The sequence below is a fragment of the Chryseobacterium sp. HNCC26DJ241 genome, assembly GCF_057180505.1.
The window spans coordinates 35642-57441 of sequence record NZ_JBXUGL010000004.1; the positions used below are offsets into that span (position 1 = coordinate 35642).

Genomic DNA, 21800 nt, shown 5'->3' on the forward strand with positions numbered 1-21800 from the left:
GGAAGGTTTAAGATATAGGATGTAAAAAATTAGTTTTTAATTAGTGTTTTTACTTTCACGCCTTTTTCGGTTTTTATTTTCAAGTAATACGTTCCCGGAGTTTTATCTTGTAAACGAATCTTTACAGCTTTTGATCCGGAATTATCATTATATCTTTGTATTGCTCTTCCTTGTGCATCATGGATTTCTACAGAAAATATCTTAGAATCTGCCGATATTGTAAGTTCATCTTTTACAGGGATAGGATATACTGTAATGTTCTGCTCCGAATGGTTTTGCTCCTGAGTTCCAAAAGTTCCCAATCTATGGGTATTCATAAGACCTACCGAACAAGTGACTAATGCGTTTACATCCAAAGATTCTCTTATATTTTCATTATTGGAATATACCAATACTTTAATATAATAAGTTCCGGGAGTTAATACATAATTATCAACTTTAGGGCTTCTGCTATTCAGCCAACCTTTAGCTCCATCGTTCATCCATTGTGTTTCGGTAATTTTTGTTTCCGTTTCGCTTCCGTCAGGATTTACTTTTACCAGATAAGTCCAGTTTCTTACAAAAGATAGAGATCTTAAATTTAACTTGGCATCTGTAGCATTTTCCGGAATTGCAAATTCTTTGCTTTTATAATTATAGTACCCTTCTAAATTATTCAGTGTAATCCATTGGCTGTTTATTCCATTTCCTAAATCAGCATTGCTCCAGCCTGTATAGGCATGTCTCACTTTTGGTATAAATAAAGTTCCATTGACATCATATCCTTTCCAATCGTCTTCATCACTATCTATGGCTATAAAACTACCATTACTATTTTTTCCGGTGGATATATCTGCATTGCTCCCGCCAATTGTGAAAGTTACGGTTTGGGATGAAGTGTTATTATTACTATCATAAACAGTAAGTTTTGCAGTGTAATTTCCAGGATTATTATAGGTTACGTCTGGATTGACAACTGTAGTAGATGAAACTACCGGATTTCCGGAAAATTCCCACGAATACGAAACTATATCTCCGGTACTGAGGCTGCCGTCAAAATTAACAAAATAGCCGGAGCTAAAATTAGCGGTATAATTAATTTTGGCTTTAAGTACTGAGCTCAGATTATCAATAGTTGTTGTATAATTATTTGTTTCTATTGGTGTATTATTATCAAAATAAATATCCGCGCTGTTGCTTACAACATCTCCTTCCTGAAGATTCGATCGGGTTTTTACGAGTAATAAGACGTCTCCTTTTCCTCCTCCTTTTAGCTGTATATTACTGAAAGTAAATTGAGCTGTATTACCCGTAATCTGAGTGGAAATACTTGCGGAAGCGTTTTCTACAACAAGAGTATTGATATCGAATTTTTGCGGATCAATGTCCATTTTTACCATCACATCTTTTACCGTTGTTGCTCCGGTATTTTGGAAATTCACTACATAATGCATGTATTTACCAACTGAAGTAACGGGAATGGTTTCCCCTTCCATACACACAATATTATTACCCGGATTTTTTTTGGAATTGGGCATACTGTTTATTTCTGCTTTATTCTGTATAAAGCAAAACATAAATATTGTCAATAAAAATAATTTTAATTTCATAGTATGTTTAATTTTTTTTAATTCATTTTCATAATTAGTTCCTGTAATCTTTCCTTCTTTCTTTGTGATACCGGAATCTGGGAGTTATCATTCATAATAACATAGCCCCCGTCTTTTTTAATATACGATTTTAGCTCGTTTAGATTAATGAGATGTGATTGATGGATTCGCTCAAAATTATGTTCTCCCAACAATTCTTCATATTCCTTAAGAGTTTTGGAAATTAATAACGGTTTTTGATTTTTTATGTGGAATTTTGTATAATTATCCTGACTTTCGCATCGTATAATATCTTTAATATCAAACAAATGAACTCCTTCGGAAGTAGAAAGCGCAATTTTTTGATAGCTGTTTACTTTCTTTTGGATATTATCTAATAAAAGATTGATATGAGCATTACTATCATTCTGATGCAATATATTTTTTATTTTGAGAATAACATGTTGCAATTCTTCAGGATCTACTGGTTTCAATAAAAAATCCAAGGCACTGAAACGAAAAGCTTTAATAGCGTATTCTTCATGAGCTGTGATGAAGACGATATGTGGAATGATTTTGTCAGCATGAGAACTCAATTGTTCTAAAATATCAAATCCGGTTCCGTCATGCATTTGTATATCCAGAAAAACAACATCCGGGTTTTGCATTCGTATGATCTGGGTGCCGGTTTCTACACTTCCTGCCTCACCAATAATTTTTATTTCCGGCGCATACGTCTGCAAAAGTGCTTTCATACCATTGCGAAGATTTTCATCATCATCTATTAATACTGTCCGAATCATTTTTAATTTTTTATAAATTGAAGAGGTAATTTTATTGTGACCAATGTACCCGTATTTTCAGATGTTTCATTTTTAGTTTCCCTGATATTATAGTAAACATCTTTTCCGGTAATTTCCTTAATCTTTCCTAATCTTTTTTCCGAAATCTCCAATCCTCTGGATTTATGAACGTTCAGGAGGTTTTCTTTATTCTTTTTTGAAGTTTCTATACCTACTCCGTTATCCTGAATTTTACAAACTAAAAAATCATTTTCAAGAGAAAAATCAATGTTTATATTTCCATTTTCTTTTTTAGGAGCGATACCGTGAATAATGGCATTTTCCACATAAGGCTGTAATAATAAGGAAGGCAAAGCCGTGTCATCTTCAATATCAGGATTTTTTGTGATTGTAAAAATAAACTTGTGATTGAAGCGCAACTGCTCCAGTTGCAGATAGTTCTGAAGACTTTCAATTTCTTTATGAATGGGGATAAAAGACTCTTTAGAATATTCTAAAGTCAATCTCATTAACTTTGAAAATTTGGATAAATATTTTATAGCATCTTCTTTACTGTTTTGCATTATAAATGCCGAAATAGAAGCCAGACAATTAAAAACAAAATGAGGATTCATCTGCATATGCAGAGCTTTCTGCTCATACTCCGCCAATTCTTTCTCCAATAAAATTCTTTTTTTCTCTTGATGGTTTCTATAAAAGATTAAAGCACATATAAAAAAGAGGATTATTAAAAAAATAATGAACATCCATTTCAGTTTCTCCTGCTTCAAATGATTCTGTGTAATAATTTGTTGCTTTTCTTTAAGATATGCTTGTTCAGCTTTTTCTATATTTTTATAATTCTCTTTCTTTAGAAGTTCTTCTCTTATTACAGTATAGTTTTTAAGATGTTGTAGTGCTAGAATAGATTCATTTTGTTTTTCATAAATCTCGGAAAGCAATTTTTCACTATGCATTCTGATATCAGTAATATCCAATTCATTAGATAAATTCAGGCTTTTTTGAGAGTAAAAAAGAGCTTTTGAAAAATTATTTTCTTTAAAAAAAATATTCGCTAAATCTAAATATGTATCCGTAACATCAAATTTATCCTGAATGCTTAAAAATGTTTTTTCTGCATCAAAAAGATATTTTTTAGCCTGCACAGTGTCTTCTTTTTTCAAAAAATAAGTGGCATAATTATGATAGAGATCTCCTAAACCTCTTGCATCTGGTGTCTTTTTATATTGAAGCAAAGCTTCATCAAAAAAAATTTTTGCTTTATTAAAATTATTTTTACTTAAATAAATAAAGCCAATATTTGAGCATGCAATCCCAGATTTCTTAGTTTTATTGGATCTCCAAAAATATTGAAAAGCCTTATCAAGTTCATTTGTTGAGCGATATATAACACCTATATTATTGCTTATTTTGGCAATTTTTTCTTTATCATCTAATTCTTCATATATTTTTAAGGCTTTCAAGTCAAATTCAATAGCTTTAGAATAATTGTTTTGTTCAGAAAAAATCATCCCTTTATATCCAAATATTTTTGCTATAACTTCTTGACCATCACGTTTAGAGTTTAAATTTTTATAAATACGCTCTGCATAGTTAAGGTTTTTTAGTGCTTCAGAATAATCGCCAAGAATAATATTAGAAACTGCAATATTAATAAAACCTATACTCTCCTCTTTTTTGTTACCAGATTGTTGAGCTGCGGCAATAGCTTGTCTGGCAAAATACTGCATTTTTTCGGGATCACTTTTTTTATATTCATCTGAGACATGGTTTAGTATTTCAGATTTTGAGGAAAGATTTTTTTCAGTATTGAGCTTTATCAAAAGTGAATCCAGGCTTTTATTTTGTGAAAAAACAAACCCGAAAAAGAAAACAAAAAGTAATTTCAATACATTATTTTTCATCATGTATGTTCGTAAGGCCAAAAATAGGAAAAATGATAAGATATAAAATGAATGATTGAGTATTTGCGTATTCTGAATTAGAATTCGCAGAAATATTCTGATTGTTTTTTGGATTAGAAAAATATTGAATGATTGTTTGTAAGAGTTAATAGTTTAGTAAAAAAGTGAACAGTTTGTCATAATATGTTTTTTACATCAAAGATATATATCAGCTATATCAGATTATTATATTTTGACAGTATGTAAAGAATTGTCATTCTGAATGAAACGTAGTGGAATGAAGAATCTCTACGATTTTCTATTGTATCGAATCGCATTTTTTACATTTAAGAGCCTGTTAAAAATTAAATTAAAATTAACGTAACTCTGTCATTCCGTAGGAATCTAGACATTTATAAGAGCTTAAATCAGAGTTAGGATTCCTACGGAATGACAAATTATTCGAAAATATTATTGAAAATCAACTATTTAAAAATATTTGAATAAAATTTAAACAGGCTCTGAGTATATCTATAATTTCAGCATGTTATAGCTGTCTTTTGTGGTTAAATAAAAAGTGTAAACAAATTTATTTCTAAAAAATATAATTTTTTCTTGTTTTTATTTAAAAAATATTTATCTTCGTTATTCAAACAATAATTTATTATGAATATGAACACAAAAATTAAAAAACTTTCATCTAAAGAAATGAAGAAAGTACAAGGTGGTGCAAATGTTGCTCCGGAAGGTTATGAATATGTATACGACCAAAATGGAGTTCTTCAGTTGGTACCTACAAAAGGAGGAGGTGGAAGAGGAAATATCCTTTTATAAAATTTCAAGTCCAAAACAAAAAAATAAATCCGTCTCACAACTGAAACGGATTTATTTTTTTTTGGATAGACAAAGTAAAAAATTAAAATAAGAAAGCCACACAAAATACTGGGCTTTTGTTGGTCACAAAAAACCGTTAAAACACCCTTTGATAATTTCAGGAATAGTTTTTAAAATTGTGAAAAATACCTTTTTTAAATATATCTATTAAAAACAAATTGATTATGCCAGTAGTTTACGAAACAGGTCACGCTAAAAACATTGCAAACTTCCAGTCACTTATTTCCTTTTGTAAAGGTTATGATAAAACCTATGCTCCCGTAAAAGAATCATTAAAGATAGCAAGCTTGGAAAATCTTTATCAGGAGGCTTCACAAAAACTTTCAGAAACTCAAAACAAAAAAACTCTTTTCGATAATTCCACAGATCAGAGAATAGAAGCTTTTGAAGGTCTTAATCCTTTAGCAACAAAAATCATTAATTCATTAACCGTTTCCGGCGTAAGTCCCTTAACTGTTAATAATGCCAAAACCTACAACAAAAAATTGCAGGGAAAAAGCAGCAGCAATTCTGCAAATCCTCCCGCAACAGACAGCAACCAGCCTACAGTTAATAGCATTTCCACATCACAGCAAAGCTATGATAGAAAGATAGACCACTTTGCAAATCTCATTCAGGTGCTGGTGGAAAGCGGAGAATACAATCCCAATGAAGAAGAATTAAAAACCACTTCCCTGCAAAGCAAATTAGCAGATATGCAGGCTAAAAATACAGCATTGATTAATGCCTATACCGAATATTCCAACGCAAGAATAGGAAGAGATCAGGTTCTTTATAATCCTCTCAGTGGTCTTTTTCAGGTAGCAAAAGAAGTCAAGTTGTATATAAAATCTGTTTTTGGTGCTACCAGTCCTCAGTTCAGGCAAGTATCAGGTTTAGAATTTACAAAGCCCCGATAAAAGAAACTAATACAGTCATTTTTGATATTCGTACAGGGAATTATGAAATTAATACAGGGAAAAAAGAAATTAGCAAAGGTATTTGTGATTTTTGTATAAGATTTTTAGATATTCATACAGTAGAATTAGATATTTATGCAGGGATTTATGAAATTAATACAGTGGAAAAAGAAATTAGCGGAGGGATTTATGATTTTTGTATAGGGTTTTTAGATATGGGTACAGTAAAATTAGATTTTTATACAGTGGTTTATGAGCTTAATACGGACAAAAAAGAAAGTTGCCTAAGAAGACGGTTTTTTCTTTTTTCCAGAATGAATAGAAATTGATAAAAATAAAAAATCCGTGTCACTTTTTTGGTTTGAGACGGATTTTTTTGGTTAGTGATATTCGGCTGTGCTTAATTTTAATAGTTCATAGAATTTTATACGAATTAGAATTCGCAGGGTTTCAATTAGAATTTTACTTTACCGTAAACATTGGTTTTAGAAATTTAAAAGTCGTAGCTTTGTAGGCTATGAGTCAAAAATGGATTTATAAACCCGAACCCGACGAAGAAATTGTAGACGGACTAAGCTCGTCTCTTGGTTTTGGAACTTTTGAATCCAAAATTCTGGTTCTTCGAGGAATTGATAATTATCAGAAAGCCCGAGAATTTTTCAAGCCAAAAATGGAGGATATTCATAATCCTTTTCTTATGGCCGACATGCAGAAAGCAGTAGAACGTATTGCAACTGCCATCGAAAATGGAGAGAAAATTCTGGTTTATGGAGATTACGATGTAGACGGTACTACAGCTGTTGCGCTGATGTATCTTTATCTTTCCAAAATTGTAGAAAAAAAATACCTTGATTTTTACATTCCCGACAGAAACTCTGAAGGATACGGAATTTCTACTGAAGGAATTGATTTTGCCAAACAAAACGATTTCTCGTTAATTATCGCTTTAGACTGCGGAATAAAAGCAGCCGATAAAATAGAATATGCCAATTCTCTCGGAGTAGATTTTATCATTTGTGATCACCATTTACCTGGTGATGAAATTCCAAATGCTTACGCTGTATTAGATCCGAAAAGAAAAGATTGCCGATATCCTTACAAGGAACTTTCAGGTTGCGGAGTAGGATTTAAACTTTGCCAAGGTCTGAATACAATGTATAAAATTCCGGAAAATGAACTTTTTGAATTAACGGATTTACTTGCCATTTCCATTGCTGCCGATATTGTTGCAATGACGGGAGAAAATAGGGTTCTTGCCAAATTGGGACTGAAAACATTGCGCAAAACCAGAAAACTCGGGATTCGTCTTTTGATTCCTCAGGAAAAACTTTCCACTTTTGAGATTTCGAATATTGTTTTTGAAATTGCCCCGAAAATTAATGCTGCCGGAAGAATCTCGCATGGAAAAGCAGCGGTAGAACTTATGATTTCCGATAATCTGAAACAAGCCCATCAAATTGTAGATAATATCATGGATCTGAATGATGAACGGAGGGAATTAGACATGAATTCTACTCAAGACGCACTTAATCAGATTATTGAAACCAATCAAATAAAAAATTTCACCACTATTGTTTATAATCCTCAATGGAATAAAGGTGTGATTGGGATTGTTGCATCCAGATTGACGGAAACCTACTACAAACCGACCCTTGTTTTCACAGAAGGAAATAATGGCGAAATGGTGGCTTCAGCTCGTTCCGTTGCCGATTTTGATGTGCATGAAGCGTTGGATATTTGTTCAGAATTTTTTCTGAAATTTGGAGGACATCAGGCTGCAGCCGGACTTTCCATGGAAAAAGACCGTTTTGAAGAATTTCGTTTGAAATTCGAAAAAGTGGTAGCCGATAGAATTCAGGATCATCAGAAAGAACCAAGCATTCAGATTGACACTGAAATTGATATTAATATTCTTAATCGAGAATTTTATAATTTTCATAGAAAGCTCGCTCCTTTCGGTCCTCATAATATGAAACCGATACTGGTACTTAAAAACCAGAAAGTACACGGAATTGTAAAAACCATGGGAAAAGAAAGCAATCATTTGAAGTTTTACATCAAACAGGAAGCTACAGGAAGAAATATCGAATGTGTAGGTTTCAAACTTGGTAAATTTTCAGATCAGTTCCGTGAAAAAAAATTCGATATTGCTTTCACTGTAGAAGAAAATCACTGGAAAGGAAATGTCACTTATTATCTCAATATTCGTGATGTGAAATTTTATTAGAGTTTCTGGTTTCAAGATATGGGTTCTGAAAAATTTGAAATTGTAGTTTATATTTTAAAACAGTGATAATTTAATAAACGGTATTAATGAAAAAAATCGGATTATTTTTCGGATCTTTTAATCCCATTCATATCGGACATCTCATTTTAGCCAATTATATTCTGGAACATTCTGATATGGATGAACTCTGGTTTGTGGTAAGTCCGCAAAACCCTTTTAAGGAAAAAAAATCTCTTCTGAAGGATAACAACAGATTGGATATGGTACAATTAGCCGTAAAAAATTATCCAAAAATACGGGCTTCCAATATAGAGTTTTCTTTGCCGAGACCAAGTTATACTATTGATACTCTTACCTATCTCCACGAAAAATATCCGGACTACTCTTTCAGTCTGATTATGGGAGAAGATAATCTGGAAGGCCTCCACAAATGGAAAAATGCAGAAACTTTAATTAAAAATCATCAGATTCTTGTTTATCCAAGAATTTTTGACGGAGAAAAAAAAGATTCCGAATACTTCCAACATGAAAATATTTCCTTCATAAATGCTCCGATTATAGAACTATCTGCCACCGAAATCCGAAATATGATAAAAGAAGGCAAAAATGTAAGACCAATGCTTCCTCCCGAAGTTTTTGAATATTTGGATGGTAGTAGTTTTTATAAATAGATTCAAGATAGTAGATACAAGATAGCAGACTTTTCATTAAAATTGATACTTAAAAAAATGTATAATTAATTTTATAAACAATTTAATACATTTATATGAACTTCATCGAAAAATTCTTTTCAAAATATCCGCAAGAAAAAATCATAAAATGGTTTAGACAGATTTGTGTGGCTGAAGCGATTTCATGTTTTTTACTTTATTGTATCGCAATGATCTGGAAAAGATATGATGAAGAAGGATTGCTGCCTACAATTTTCATTATTATTGTTGGAAATCTCCACGGACTCTTTTTCACACTTTACTTACTTCTTTGCCTTCCTGCAAAGAAAATTTTCAAATGGGATGATGAAGATTTTGTCTTCGCTTTGTTGGCTTCATTATTTCCTTTTGCAACCATTTGGATAGATAAAAAATTGGCAAAATTTGACAGAGAATAATTTGTTTTCAGAAAATTTGTTTTCAAAATGTAACAAAATTTCTTTTCTATTGTCTTATTAAGTGAAAGGCAAAAAAATCAATTTAAATTTTTAGCACTGATTATCAATGTTTTAATCTAAAAATAAAATTTATTTACTACTTTGTATTGCATGATACTATTATTTTAATATATCTTTGTAATGTAAATTAATAGCCAATAAAAAGAAGTGAATATTAAAAGCTAATAACATTACAACTGATAACCAAAAAAGACTAATAACCATATTCACTTCATTTTTTTTCAGAAATAAACAAAAAAATACACCATGAAGAAATTAATTATTCCCATTCTTTTAATTTCCGGAGTTTTTGCTTCAGCTCAGGAAAAAGATTCCACAAAAGTTCAGGATATTCAGGAAGTTGCGATGACTAAAAAAGTTATTCAGAAAAAAACCGATCGTTTGGTATTTGATGTTGCAAATTCTCCCATTGCGAAAGGAAGCAACGGATTAGAATTGTTGAAAGAAACTCCAATGATTTCTACAACGGACAACAAAACTCTGAAAATTCTTGGAAAAAATGCTTCCGTTATCTATATCAATGGCAGAAAATCCAATATGGATGCAGATGCAATCATCGAAATGCTAAAAGCCACTCCTTCTGAAAATATTTCTAAAATCGAGGTAATTACAGTTCCTTCCTCAGAATTTCCGGTGGAAAGCAACGAAGGAATCATCAATATTATTCTTAAAAAGAAAAGTACAGACGGAACCAGTGGAAACGTAAAACTCGAAGATACACAGTCTTTTTACAATAATCCTAATGCTTCTTTCACCCTCAATTACAGAAAAGATAAACTGGGAATTAGTGGGAACATCAATGCAGGATCTTGGACGCAAAGACAGTATTATATTTTGGAAAATGGAAATAATATAAGCCTTAAACCTTTCAGACAAACTTCAGAAGGTGCTATTACTGATCCTAATTTAAATCTTGGAGGATACATAAATCTGGATTATGACATCAATGAAAAGCAAAATCTTGCATTTTCTTTTAATTCCCGATACAATTGGAGTAATAATTCAAGAAGTGAACTGTATAATGAATTTACCAATTTATTGAATAATACTATTGAAAGAACTCGTACCAATAATAATGAAAATGCTCATTCTGTTAACAATAATATAAATCTGAATTATGAACTGAAAACGGATGATAAAGGCAGTAAATTGAGTGCAAATGTTTCTTATCTGCATTTTGAAAGAATTCAGGAAAATGAAAACGTCACAAATGTATTGAATGAGAATCGGGAATTTGTAAAAGTGGGAGCAAAAATTCAGCAAAAAATTCCTTTGTATATTGATAATTTTGGAGTGTTGATCGATTATATCCAAAAATTTGACAAGGACTATACATTAAGTTTCGGAGGGAGCTTTAACACTACAAAAACCGATAGCAACACGGAATTTTTCAATCTGATTCCACCAACAGGTTTGGATGCAAACCAATCTAATCATTTTGTTTACCGGGAAAATATTCCAAGCATCTATGTGACTTTAGAGAAAAGTTTCGGAGAAAAATTTTCAGGAAAAATAGGTAGCCGTTTTGAAATGACAAGAAGCGAAGGAAATGTTTTGGATAAAAACTTAAATATTACCCGAAATCTTGACAATCTACTTCCCTATTTTAGCTTGAATTACAATCCAAATCAGAATAACAGCTTTTCTTACAGTTTTAGCAGCAGAATAAGAAGACCTTCATTTTGGGCAATAAATCCCGCAATTATTTTGCTGACCAAAACGAACTATGTACAAAATAATCCGTTTGCAAAAGCAGAAACTTATTACAATCAGGAATTGATGTATATGCTGAAAAACAGTTATTTCATCACCATCAGTCATAGTTATGTAAAAGATGCTTCAGAACAAATTCCGCTTCAGGGAGTGAACGGAGATGGAGAAAGAGTATTGGCTTACATCAGAACAAATTATGGAGACAAACAGGAAATGGGAATAACATTAGGAATGAACAAACAATTTTTTAAAGGAATCTGGAATGCCAATCACAGTGCTACATTTGGAAGAAATATTTACAAAGGAACTGTTGATCGTAATCCTGCAGATATTAAAAACAATGTCACCTTTACACCTTACGTTATAGATGGAAATGCAAATTATGTACAGTTGCAACTAAACAATCAAATTCGTCTTTCTTCTAAAAAAGATTGGTTTTTAGGATTCAATTATTTCCTTCTTACTCCATTGCAATTAGAGATGGGAAGATTGGGAACTATACAGAATTTCAATTTATCTATCAAGAAAATCTGGGAAAAATGGACGCTTAACTTTGAAGCCAATGATATATTCGATCAAAACAGAAATTACATCTATGGAATTCAGCAGGACGGAACGTACAACTCCGTGAAACAAAATCAATATAACAGAATGGTAACATTAACAGCAACCTACACTTTCGGAAATCAAAAATTGCAAAAGGCTAAAAAAGCAAGCGGAGCCAATGACGAAATAAAACAAAGAACAGGAGGAAACTAATCCTAAAATTAGATTATATTGTTAAAAAAAACTTTGCCAAATGGCAAAGTTTTTTTAATTGATCTTTATTTTTTAGAGGCTTCCTTCGGAGCTTCTTTTTCTTTTGGCTGTTCCGCTGGTGCTTTTAAAATGTCGTTTTGTAAAGTAACATTTGGATTTGCTGTTGGAGCTTTCAATCCAGTTAATTTATCCATCTCTGCAACCAACATTTGATCTCCCGGACTTACATTGAAATAAAATTTACTTACAACTTTTCCGTCTTTATCCAAGAAAACGTAACCCGGAGTTTTAAAAGAATACATTCCCCATTTTTCAGCAAATTTAGAATTCAATCCGCCTTCAGCATATACATTATTTCCAGGAAATCCTTTCAACATTGCGTTGCTGGTTTTCACGAATTGCTCTTTAGTATCATCCATATTCACATAAGTAAAATTCATTTTAGACTTATAAAAATTGGTTACCTCTTTCAAAATAGGGATTACAGATTCATTGATATAAGGATTCCATGAAGTATAGAACATTACCATCGTTGGTTTTCCTTTAACATCAGTAAATTTGAAAGATTTCCCATCCTGCTTTATCATTCCGCTTTCTTCTGGCACTTCTCCGATTTTTGGTCCGGAAATTACAAAAAGAACTTTTTTCAGGTCGTCCTTTACAGAGCTTTCTTTAATCTTATCATCAATAAGTTTGCTTAGCTTTTCTTTTCCTTTTGCATCAAGACTCGGATTGATATCATATTGTCCCATAATAAATGCTAAAAGATAATCTTTCGTTACCTGAGAAAGGTCTTTTCTCGTATCCAGAAACTTTGAAAAAATTTCAGAATTAGAAGTACTTTTAGTATTTTTATTATTATTGGCAAAAACCTGATAATCAGATGATAATTTATTAAGAAGATAGTTTCTATAAATAGGTTGGCTTTTTACCATTTGGTCATTGTCGGCTTCCAATTCTTTCTCATAATCTTTGAAATTTTTAGAAACTTTGAAACCCGGATTTTGAATAGCCATTGGATGATTAATAGCATATTGACTCAAAAGACCAAGAATGCTTGCTTTGATTTCATCTTTTTTGAAGTTCAAAACTTCACTATCAGCACCTAATTTTTTAGAAACATCATCAAGATTTTTTTCAACATCCGCTTTTATTTTTTTAGCCTCTTTCAAAAATTCTCCTTCATTTTTCGTCAATAAAGATCCCATATCTATTTTAGCAGCATAAGTAGAAACAAATTTTTGTGTTTCTTTCAGGAAATCATTATTTTTCTGTGCATCACCTGTTACTTTTATACTTTCAGGAAAATCATTTGCATTGGCTGTAAAATCAAATTTTTGCCCGCCTTTCAAGTATACAAAACCCTGTCTACCAGCGTAGCTAATTAGATACATACCGTTTTTTGGAGCTTCAAAACTTCCTGAAAAATTTCCATTCTTGTCTGCACCTAAATTCACCAAAGGTAATGTACCCACACCTGATGCTTCAATAAATTCTATCCTTTCCAAAGGAGAACCACCGATAATTTTACCATTTACTTCTACTTTTTTAGAACATGAAACAGCAAAAAAAGCTATGAGAAGCACTAAAAAAATTTTCTTAATCATCATTATATTATTTTTTTTTTTACGGAATAATTGAATCTTCGATTTCATTTTTGAATTTTAATTTGGGGCAAAAATACATTATTCGGGAATTTTATTAAAATTTCTTTTTAAAAATTGTGAAAGATTTAACAATAAAAAACCTCCAAAAAAGGAGGCTTATTAACTTTGTCTTTATTTTGTATCTAATGATGCAGCAAGATATTCTCTGTTCATCCTCGCAATGTTTTCCAGAGAAATTCCTTTCGGGCATTCTACTTCGCAAGCTCCAGTATTGGAACAGTTTCCGAATCCTTCTTCGTCCATTGCTTTTACCATATTCAGAACTCTTCTCTTCGCTTCTACTCTTCCTTGTGGAAGTAAAGCGTATTGCGAAACTTTTGCTCCCACAAAAAGCATTGCAGAACCGTTTTTACAAGTTGCAACACAAGCTCCGCAACCAATACAAGCAGCAGCATCCATCGCTTTATCGGCATCTTCTTTAGGAACAAGAATACTATTGGCATCGGTAGTATTTCCGGAAGTATTCACTGAAATAAATCCACCTGCAGCCATAATTCTATCGAATGCGCTTCTATCCACCACCAAATCTTTAATTACCGGAAAAGCTGCACTTCTCCATGGTTCGATAGTAATGGTTTCGCCATCTTTGAACATTCTCATGTGAAGCTGGCAAGTTGTAATTCCTGTATCAGGACCATGAGCTCTTCCGTTGATGTAAAGCGAACACATACCGCAAATTCCTTCACGACAATCATGGTCGAAAGCAACAGGTTCTTTTCCTTCGTTGATAAGGTTTTCATTCAAAATATCCAACATTTCTAAGAATGAAGAATCCGTAGAAACGTCTGAAATTTTATATACCTCAAATTGTCCTTTTGTTTTATTGTTTTTCTGTCTCCAAATTTTCAGAGTCAGATTTAATCCTTTTTTTGCACTCATTTTCTTACTTTTTGGAGATTAATTTTTTGTGGGCTTGTCTGCATTTTCAAACTTCATATCAGGTTTCAAAATTTTTATTTTTTTTGAATTATTTTTCTTTAATTCCTGATATTTTTCTAAGCCTTTTTTAATGTTTTCTGACTTATCATCATTAGTTTTTGTAAAAGCCTGTTTAGTATCATTTTTAATCACCTGATAAAAAAGTTTTTTATCTTTAAATTCTTTAGGATCTAATGGCTTAAAATTTACACCTGCGATAAATGCTCCTGATTGACCTTCTCCATTTAGAACATATACTGAATTAGGCTCCAAATTTGCCTCAATGTAGTCTCTATTTTCAGATGCAGCCCAAAACAAATGCTCTCCTGGTTCGCATTCATAAACCAAATAGTTACTTCCAGAAATTGCTCCCAAAAAAGTATCTTTATCATAAAATCTAAAGTTCAACATAAACCCAGCACCTGATCTCACAAAATATACTAATGATTTTCCTTCTGAAGGTTTATCAATGGCTTGTGTAGTTATTTTTTGTGAAAAAATATTTATGCATCCTATTACAAATACAAAGAGTATTAATATTTTTTTTAGATTTTTCATAGACAGATTATTTATAACTTCTAGTTTTCACTTCAATGTTTTCGTACACCAGATCTTCTTTGTGCATCACTTCCTGATTAATATCCGCCCCTTTATATTCCCAAGCTGCTACGTATTTGTAATTCACATCATCTCTTTCAGCTTCACCATCAGGAGTAGCATGATCTTCACGGAAATGTCCACCACAAGATTCGTTTCTGTTAAGCGCATCGATCGCCATAAGATGTCCTAATTCCAGAAAATCTGCAACACGAAATGCTTTTTCAAGCTCGGTGTTCATTCCGTTTGCTTCACCCGGAACTTTTACATTTTTCCAGAAATCGTTTCGTACTTCTTCAATCTCTTTAATAGCTTCTCTTAAACCTTCCGGAGTTCTTCCCATTCCTACTTTATTCCACATAATGTGTCCTAATCGTTTATGAAAATAATCTACAGAATGTGTTCCTTTATTATTCAAAAAGAAATGTATCTTTTCTTGAACATCTTTTTCCGCTTCATCAAAAGAAGCTGTATTGGTAGGGATTTTACCGGTTCTGATATCCGCAGAAAGATAATCCGCAATTGTATAAGGAAGAACAAAATAACCATCGGCTAATCCTTGCATCAAAGCAGAAGCTCCCAATCTATTCGCTCCATGATCTGAGAAATTAGCTTCTCCAATCACAAAACATCCCGGAATGGTAGACATCAAATTATAATCTACCCAAACTCCACCCATTGTATAGTGAACAGCAGGATAAATCTTCATCGGAGTTTTGTACGGATCATCGGCTGTAATTTTTTCATACATCTGAAAAAGGTTTCCATACTTTTCTTCCACCCATGCTTTTCCTAAATCGTAAATCTGCTTATCGGTAGGATTATGAATATTTTTTTCTAAAGCTGATTCTTTTCCTTTTTTGATGATTTCTGTAGAAAAATCCAGATAAACCCCTTCTTTAGTATCATTATTTTCGATACCAAATCCATGATCGCATCTTTCTTTTGCTGCTCTGGAAGCTACGTCTCTCGGAACTAAATTTCCAAAAGCAGGATATCTTCTTTCAAGATAATAATCTCTGTCTTCTTCTTTAATATTTTCCGGTCTCAATTTTCCGGCACGAATGGCTTCTGCATCTTCTACTTTCTTCGGAACCCAAATTCTTCCGGAATTCCTTAAAGATTCGGACATCAAAGTCAGTTTAGACTGCTGAGTTCCATGAACTGGAATACAAGTCGGGTGAATCTGAACATAGCAAGGATTTGCAAAATACGCTCCTTTTTTATGAATTTTCCAAGCAGCAGAAACATTGGATCCCATTGCATTGGTGGAAAGGAAGTATACATTTCCATAACCTCCGGAAGCAATTACAACTGCATGTGCAGAATGCCTTTCAATTTCTCCCGTTACCAAATTTCTTGCAATAATTCCTCTTGCTTTTCCATCCACAATTACAAGATCCATCATTTCGTGACGGTTGTACATTTTGATTCTACCTTTACCAATTTGACGGCTCATTGCAGAATATGCACCCAATAAAAGTTGTTGTCCCGTTTGTCCTTTTGCATAAAAAGTTCTTTTTACCTGAACTCCTCCAAAAGAACGATTATCCAACTGACCGCCATAATCACGACCAAAAGGAACACCCTGAGAAACACACTGATCTATAATATTTGCAGAAACTTCGGCAAGTCTGTAAACGTTTGCTTCTCTTGCTCTGTAGTCTCCACCTTTGATAGTATCGTAAAATAATCTGTATGTAGAATCTCCGTCTCCCTGATAATTTTTAGCAGCGTTGATACCTCCTTGTGCAGCAATAGAGTGTGCTCTTCTTGGAGAATCCTGATAGCAGAATGCTTTCACATTGTATCCTTGCTCTGCTAATGTAGCTGCGGCAGAACCACCTGCCAAACCTGTACCTACAACAATAATATCAATTTTATCACGATTGTTTGGTGCAACAAGGTTCATATGGTCTTTATGATTTTTCCATTTGTCTTTTAAAGGACCTGCCGGAATTTTTGAATCTAATGTGCTCATATTTTATCTTGATATTATTGAGTTACGTAATGAAAAACAGCGATAATGATAAATCCTAAAGGAATCAAAATTGAATACCAATTTCCTAAAGTCTTAATAACCGGTGTATATTTTGGATGTCTTGCTCCAACAGACTGGAAAGACGATTGAAAACCGTGCGCTAAATGCAATCCCAACAAAATAAAGGAAACTACATATAAAATTACTCTCCATAAATCGGCAAATTTTTCATGCAATTCTCCCCAAAATCTAGTAGTATCAGAAGGGTCTCCGTTTCCAGGAATATATTTATAAGATACCTCATGAATCCAGAAATCATAAAAGTGAAGCACTAAAAAGGCCAAAATAACTGCTCCCGAAATAACCATATTTCTGGACATCCAAGTGGAATTATTTGCCGGAGAATTTGCTGAATATTTCACAGGTCTCGCCTTGTTATTCTTAATTTCCAAAACAAAACCCATCACAAAGTGAAATACCACTGCAAAAATAAGAATCGGTTGCATGAGATATTGCACAAAAGGATTGTATCCCATAAAATAGGATGCATCGTTGAATGCAGATTCACTAAAAACAGAAAGCATATTTACGGAAACATGCATAATCAAAAAGATCAGCAGAAATATCGCCGATAATGCCATTGCATATTTTCTACCAATAGTAGAACTTAAAAATCCCGACATAGTATTTTTTTAATAGATGTAATTTCACAAATTTAGAAAATGTGTCACTACCTTAAAAGTGAGATTTATCAGAATTCAATAGTTTGTAATCCTTCTAAATAAGACATTGGGAAATTTTAACGCTTAATAATCATTCTTTTTCTAGAGAATAATACTTCCCATTGACATTCAATCCTTTTGCAGAAACGAAAAATACATCATATTCCTCCGTTCTTCTCGAGGCAAGATAAGGCTCAATGATATTTTTTCTAATTTTAGCAGTATCGCATTTTTCTGAAAAATAAAAATGTACCTCGTTCCTTTCTTTACTAATCAATACTTTGTCTTTAAAATGTTTGGAAATTAGGATTTCATTTTTGCTATTTTCATGTAATGTGAAAAAAATTCGGAACAATATAAAACTGCATAATAATGAAACTGTCAGAAACAAAGTTTTAAAATTAAATTTCTCCATTAAAAACTTCAGACTGAAAACAATAATAAAACAAATCAATACTTCAACAGCATTCATCGGAATCATTTTATTGAAAGCAAAATCTTTATCTGCAAACCAATGAATGATTTTAAGCAAAATCTCAATTATCCAATCATACATCTGATTTATATATTTAATGTTCATTTCAAAATTGAAAAGGATTGTCATGAGCAATGAAAAAATAATGATGAATTCCGAAAAGGGAATTATAATAAGATTAGCCGGAACCGACATCCATGAAAACTGATGAAAATAATACAAACCAAAGGCAAGGTTGCAATTTGTGCAGAAACTGACATAGAAAAAGCGTTATAAAATAACTTTTGATACCATTTTTCTGCAATCGGAAAATAATTCAAAATAGGCTGATTCAGCCAAAAAATCCCAAGAACGGCAAGAAAACTTAATTGAAAACCGATATCAAAAAGTTGCTGCGTATCTGCAAAAAGAATGATCAACCCTGCAAAAGAAAGTGAATGCAACAAATCCGGCTTCCGCTGCAAAAGTATATAAATACAATAAATGGTAATCATAATGCAAGAACGCACAACAGAATTCCCAAAACCAATATACATGGCAAATCCCCAAATTAAAAGCAAACTTATTATGATGCTTACATTGCGAAACTTTACAGGAATCAGGTTCTTAAGAATCATCATGATTATCCAATACATGATCGCAATATGTGTTCCGGAAATTGCCAAAAAATGTACCAATCCCGATTTATTAAAATCCTGAATTGTAACCTCATCCATTTCCGTACGATCAGCCAGAATAATACCTTTCAGTAGATTTTTTGTTTGAAATGATATTGCTGAATTATCAATTTTCCGTAAAAGGTCTACTCTATTTTGTTTAATTTTATCAATATAGTTTAGATTTTTTCGGTCAGCAATTTCGTAAGAGTTTGGGAGATAGCTTTGAAAATAAATTCTCTCCCTTTCAAGATATTTCTGATAATCAAACTGAAAATCATTATCCGGTTTTTGAGGCCTGTTTATCCATAAATCTGCACGGTAAAAATGTAGAAAATCCAATTCTTTTAAATTTTTAGGAGCAGTAAGCACACTGGTGAAAATTCCTGATTTTGTATGCAGGTTGATAACATATCTTCTACTTTTTGCGGTAGAATTCAGCTTTTTTTCAAGAGTGAAAATCATCTTTTTTTCTTTTTCCAAATTTGGAAGGTCTGGCTTCTGAGAATTATAGAAATGCATAAACATTCCCACAGAAAAAAATAAAAAAACAACAAAAACTTCCTTCATTTTCTGGATATATAGGTTTTTCAGAAAAAGTGAAAGAATGGATAAAAAACTGATTCCCAACAATGTAAAAATACAATACTTGCCAATAAAAAAATTATTCTGAAAAAAAATTCCCAGAATAAAGCTTATCAGATAAATCAAAAAAGGCTGCTTTGTCAAAATTTTGTAAAATTATAATAACAATAAAAAATTTGAAAAATAATAAATTAAATTTAAAAAACTATGAATAGAAAAAGAAATATCCTGCCTTTCAACAGAATATTTCAACTAAAAATGTTTAAAAAGTCAAATATAAATCTGACGATCAATCGTTTATATTGATTTGTGTTTTTTATAATAAATTAGGTGATTCTTTATTCACAATCAATAATCGAATCCCTCATTCATTAGTACGAATCTGAATGATAAAAATTATCCATAATAATTTTTATCACGGAAAATCCCATCTACACTCCATTTTCCAGCACCTTGTGCAAAAAGTAATATTCCTACCAATCCCCACAAAAATGGTAATTGATCTGCATACCAAAATTCGCCATTTCCTACTTTAAAACAAATATAAAACATAGTAACTGAGAGAACCAAACAAGCAAAACGGAACAAAAAACCCAATACAATGAGAATTCCACAGGCCAATTCCGTTCCTTTTCCAAGATACACCATCAATAAAGGATTGGACGAGTTTTTAAACTGATCCCATTTAGAATAATCCATCATCAGTTGCCCATCAAAAACTTCTTTTCCGTGCCATATCATTAATCCTCCCAGAATTAGTCTTAATAAAAAATACAGATTTTGATGTCCTACAATAGGATTTGTGTCTAATAGTTTTTTCATAAAATTTGTTTTAAAATATTTTTACGTCTTATTTTTTGTTAATAATAAAAGTGTAGATAGAATGTTGAACCGCTTTTTGTGTAATTTCCTGATTGTTGATAAGGATTTTATAGGGTAAAGATTTATCAGAAGAATTCATCACTACCAAAACCATTTTTCCATCAGGGTTTTGAAAAGCTGTTGCTTGGAGATAGGCATTATTCAGAAAAATATTAATTCTTTTCGCTCCCTTTTCTATAAATTTTGAAAAATGTCCGATATAATAAAACGCCGGAGTATAAATAAGCTCTCCTGTTTTTGTGTCTGCGTGTACCGGCGCAAAGCAAAAGTTTCCAACATGGTTTGGTCCTCCTTTTTCATCCAAGAGTATATTCCAGTCTGTCCAACCTACCGTTCCTGCGTTAAAATCGTTAATCATAGCCGAACCATACCTTTCTCCCCATTTCCAATCGTTCATTTTAGAAAAATCAAAAGGAGCGTTACATCCTTCCGTAAAAAGCAGATGGTGATTCGGAAACATCTCCTGTACTTTTGCTACGTTTTCGTACATTGGTCTTCCAACAGACCAGTCTTCATACCAATGATAACCAATTCCCCAAACCAATTTTGCAGTTTCAGGATCTAAAGTTTCAAAAGTACGCTGTGCCATTGCATTACGGTTGTGATCCCAAATAATTATCTTTTTATCAGAAAATCCTGCTTTTCTGAGCTGAGGCGACAGATTGTTTCTCACAAAATCGGCTTCTTCTTTAGCAGAAAACTGACAGCTTTCCCATATTTGCGTTGCCATCGGTTCGTTTTGCACTGTTATTCCCCAGATCGGTATTCCCTCTTTTTGATAGTTTTGAATAAATTTAACAAAATATTTTGCCCAAGTTTCGTAATACTCCTTTTTCAACTTACCACCATGCAATATGTCATTATTAGTTTTCATCCAAGCTGGTGGACTCCATGGACTTGCATACAGCGTTAAATCATTATTGCGAATTTTTAAAATTTCCTTTAGCAAAGGTATTCTGTATTTTTTATCATGCTCTACAGAAAAAGTAGACAGGCTTTTATCATTTTCAGCAACATACGTGTATGATTCTGAAGAAAAATCACATGAATGAATATTGGTTCTTCCCAAAGAATAATTAAGTCCTTCTTTAGAATAATAGGCTTTTAGAAGTTCTTCTTGTTTTGCTTTTGGTAATTTGTAAAAAACTTCTGCGGAGGCATCAGTAACCGCTCCACCAATTCCTAAAAATTCCTGATATGTTTTTTTAGGGTCTATAACAATATAATTGTCCCATTCTCCCATTTCTGTATAGGTTTTCCACTGGTTTTTTGATTCTGCTTTGATGAGTTTTGCCTTTAAAGAATCTGAGGTCACAAATATATTTTCAATTTTATATTGTGATTTTATCAGGCTTATTCCCATCAAAAAAATGGAAAAAAAATAGGTTTTCATAAGGGAACTG

At 32.3% G+C, this 21800-nt stretch carries 16 protein-coding genes and 1 pseudogene; 6 read left to right on the forward strand and 11 right to left on the reverse strand.

Annotated features, from left to right (window positions below):
* Positions 1-29: 29 nt before the first annotated feature.
* The 3 genes from AC2A1C_RS04085 to AC2A1C_RS04095 form a co-directional block, all read right to left on the reverse strand.
* Positions 30-1517 carry a DUF7619 domain-containing protein gene (locus AC2A1C_RS04085; protein ID WP_484023705.1) on the reverse strand — a complete coding sequence of 496 codons (1488 nt, stop codon included), beginning with the start codon at positions 1515-1517 and terminating at the stop codon, positions 30-32.
* 89 nt (positions 1518-1606) lie between these two features.
* On the reverse strand, positions 1607-2371 hold the full coding sequence (locus tag AC2A1C_RS04090) for a LytR/AlgR family response regulator transcription factor (protein ID WP_484023707.1): 765 nt from the start codon (positions 2369-2371) through the stop codon (positions 1607-1609).
* Between the two features lie 2 nt (positions 2372-2373).
* A complete protein-coding gene (locus AC2A1C_RS04095; protein ID WP_484023709.1) occupies positions 2374-4260 on the reverse strand; it encodes a tetratricopeptide repeat-containing sensor histidine kinase in 1887 nt (628 codons plus the stop codon).
* 666 nt (positions 4261-4926) lie between these two features.
* Between AC2A1C_RS04095 and AC2A1C_RS04100 the strand changes: the two genes are divergently transcribed.
* The 6 genes from AC2A1C_RS04100 (at position 4927) to AC2A1C_RS04125 (ending at position 11914) form a co-directional block, all read left to right on the forward strand.
* Positions 4927-5088: a hypothetical protein gene (locus AC2A1C_RS04100; RefSeq protein WP_484023710.1), complete on the forward strand. Its 162-nt coding sequence runs from the start codon at positions 4927-4929 to the stop codon at positions 5086-5088.
* 224 nt (positions 5089-5312) lie between these two features.
* Complete coding sequence (locus AC2A1C_RS04105) at positions 5313-6047, forward strand: hypothetical protein (RefSeq protein WP_484023712.1); 735 nt, start codon at positions 5313-5315, stop codon at positions 6045-6047.
* Positions 6048-6564: 517 nt separating this feature from the next.
* Positions 6565-8274, forward strand: coding sequence for a single-stranded-DNA-specific exonuclease RecJ (gene recJ / locus AC2A1C_RS04110; protein WP_484023714.1), 1710 nt, complete (start codon positions 6565-6567; stop codon positions 8272-8274).
* A gap of 86 nt (positions 8275-8360) precedes the next feature.
* Entirely contained in the window at positions 8361-8945 is a 585-nt protein-coding gene (gene nadD / locus AC2A1C_RS04115; RefSeq protein ID WP_484023715.1) for a nicotinate (nicotinamide) nucleotide adenylyltransferase, read from the forward strand.
* Between the two features lie 95 nt (positions 8946-9040).
* Entirely contained in the window at positions 9041-9382 is a 342-nt protein-coding gene (locus AC2A1C_RS04120) for a DUF3817 domain-containing protein (protein WP_484023717.1), read from the forward strand.
* A gap of 306 nt (positions 9383-9688) precedes the next feature.
* Positions 9689-11914: an outer membrane beta-barrel family protein gene (locus AC2A1C_RS04125; protein WP_484023719.1), complete on the forward strand. Its 2226-nt coding sequence runs from the start codon at positions 9689-9691 to the stop codon at positions 11912-11914.
* Positions 11915-11979: 65 nt separating this feature from the next.
* Here the strand turns inward: AC2A1C_RS04125 and AC2A1C_RS04130 are convergent, their stop codons facing one another.
* The 8 genes and pseudogenes from AC2A1C_RS04130 to AC2A1C_RS04165 form a co-directional block, all read right to left on the reverse strand.
* Positions 11980-13521, reverse strand: coding sequence for a TlpA family protein disulfide reductase (locus AC2A1C_RS04130; protein ID WP_484023720.1), 1542 nt, complete (start codon positions 13519-13521; stop codon positions 11980-11982).
* Between the two features lie 171 nt (positions 13522-13692).
* On the reverse strand, positions 13693-14460 hold the full coding sequence (locus AC2A1C_RS04135; protein ID WP_484023722.1) for a succinate dehydrogenase/fumarate reductase iron-sulfur subunit: 768 nt from the start codon (positions 14458-14460) through the stop codon (positions 13693-13695).
* Positions 14461-14478: 18 nt separating this feature from the next.
* Positions 14479-15057: a hypothetical protein gene (locus tag AC2A1C_RS04140; protein WP_484023723.1), complete on the reverse strand. Its 579-nt coding sequence runs from the start codon at positions 15055-15057 to the stop codon at positions 14479-14481.
* Positions 15058-15064: 7 nt separating this feature from the next.
* A complete protein-coding gene (locus AC2A1C_RS04145; RefSeq protein WP_484023724.1) occupies positions 15065-17077 on the reverse strand; it encodes a fumarate reductase/succinate dehydrogenase flavoprotein subunit in 2013 nt (670 codons plus the stop codon).
* 14 nt (positions 17078-17091) lie between these two features.
* Positions 17092-17760: a succinate dehydrogenase cytochrome b subunit gene (locus AC2A1C_RS04150; RefSeq protein WP_484023726.1), complete on the reverse strand. Its 669-nt coding sequence runs from the start codon at positions 17758-17760 to the stop codon at positions 17092-17094.
* Positions 17761-17890: 130 nt separating this feature from the next.
* Positions 17891-19500: pseudogene (locus tag AC2A1C_RS04155) on the reverse strand (ComEC/Rec2 family competence protein).
* A 411-nt stretch (positions 19501-19911) separates the two neighbouring features.
* The gene (locus AC2A1C_RS04160; protein ID WP_484023728.1) at positions 19912-20337 is read right to left on the reverse strand and encodes a DoxX family protein; all 426 of its coding nucleotides are present in this window, start codon (positions 20335-20337) and stop codon (positions 19912-19914) included.
* A gap of 28 nt (positions 20338-20365) precedes the next feature.
* The gene (locus AC2A1C_RS04165; RefSeq protein ID WP_484023729.1) at positions 20366-21790 is read right to left on the reverse strand and encodes a glycoside hydrolase family 30 protein; all 1425 of its coding nucleotides are present in this window, start codon (positions 21788-21790) and stop codon (positions 20366-20368) included.
* Positions 21791-21800: the final 10 nt, after the last annotated feature.

What these genes read in the sequence shown, in the direction of transcription:
- AC2A1C_RS04130 (WP_484023720.1), bottom strand. Translation starts at nt 13,521, where the DNA reads ATGATTAAGAAAATTTTTTTAGTGCTTCTCATAGCTTTTTTTGCTGTT.
- AC2A1C_RS04145 (WP_484023724.1), bottom strand. Translation starts at nt 17,077, where the DNA reads ATGAGCACATTAGATTCAAAAATTCCGGCAGGTCCTTTAAAAGACAAA.
- AC2A1C_RS04165 (WP_484023729.1), bottom strand. Translation starts at nt 21,790, where the DNA reads ATGAAAACCTATTTTTTTTCCATTTTTTTGATGGGAATAAGCCTGATA.
- AC2A1C_RS04125 (WP_484023719.1), top strand. Translation starts at nt 9,689, where the DNA reads ATGAAGAAATTAATTATTCCCATTCTTTTAATTTCCGGAGTTTTTGCT.
- AC2A1C_RS04100 (WP_484023710.1), top strand. Translation starts at nt 4,927, where the DNA reads ATGAACACAAAAATTAAAAAACTTTCATCTAAAGAAATGAAGAAAGTA.
- AC2A1C_RS04135 (WP_484023722.1), bottom strand. Translation starts at nt 14,460, where the DNA reads ATGAGTGCAAAAAAAGGATTAAATCTGACTCTGAAAATTTGGAGACAG.
- AC2A1C_RS04105 (WP_484023712.1), top strand. Translation starts at nt 5,313, where the DNA reads ATGCCAGTAGTTTACGAAACAGGTCACGCTAAAAACATTGCAAACTTC.
- AC2A1C_RS04085 (WP_484023705.1), bottom strand. Translation starts at nt 1,517, where the DNA reads ATGCCCAATTCCAAAAAAAATCCGGGTAATAATATTGTGTGTATGGAA.
- AC2A1C_RS04140 (WP_484023723.1), bottom strand. Translation starts at nt 15,057, where the DNA reads ATGAAAAATCTAAAAAAAATATTAATACTCTTTGTATTTGTAATAGGA.
- AC2A1C_RS04150 (WP_484023726.1), bottom strand. Translation starts at nt 17,760, where the DNA reads ATGTCGGGATTTTTAAGTTCTACTATTGGTAGAAAATATGCAATGGCA.
- nadD (WP_484023715.1), top strand. Translation starts at nt 8,361, where the DNA reads ATGAAAAAAATCGGATTATTTTTCGGATCTTTTAATCCCATTCATATC.
- AC2A1C_RS04090 (WP_484023707.1), bottom strand. Translation starts at nt 2,371, where the DNA reads ATGATTCGGACAGTATTAATAGATGATGATGAAAATCTTCGCAATGGT.
- recJ (WP_484023714.1), top strand. Translation starts at nt 6,565, where the DNA reads ATGAGTCAAAAATGGATTTATAAACCCGAACCCGACGAAGAAATTGTA.
- AC2A1C_RS04120 (WP_484023717.1), top strand. Translation starts at nt 9,041, where the DNA reads ATGAACTTCATCGAAAAATTCTTTTCAAAATATCCGCAAGAAAAAATC.
- AC2A1C_RS04160 (WP_484023728.1), bottom strand. Translation starts at nt 20,337, where the DNA reads ATGAAAAAACTATTAGACACAAATCCTATTGTAGGACATCAAAATCTG.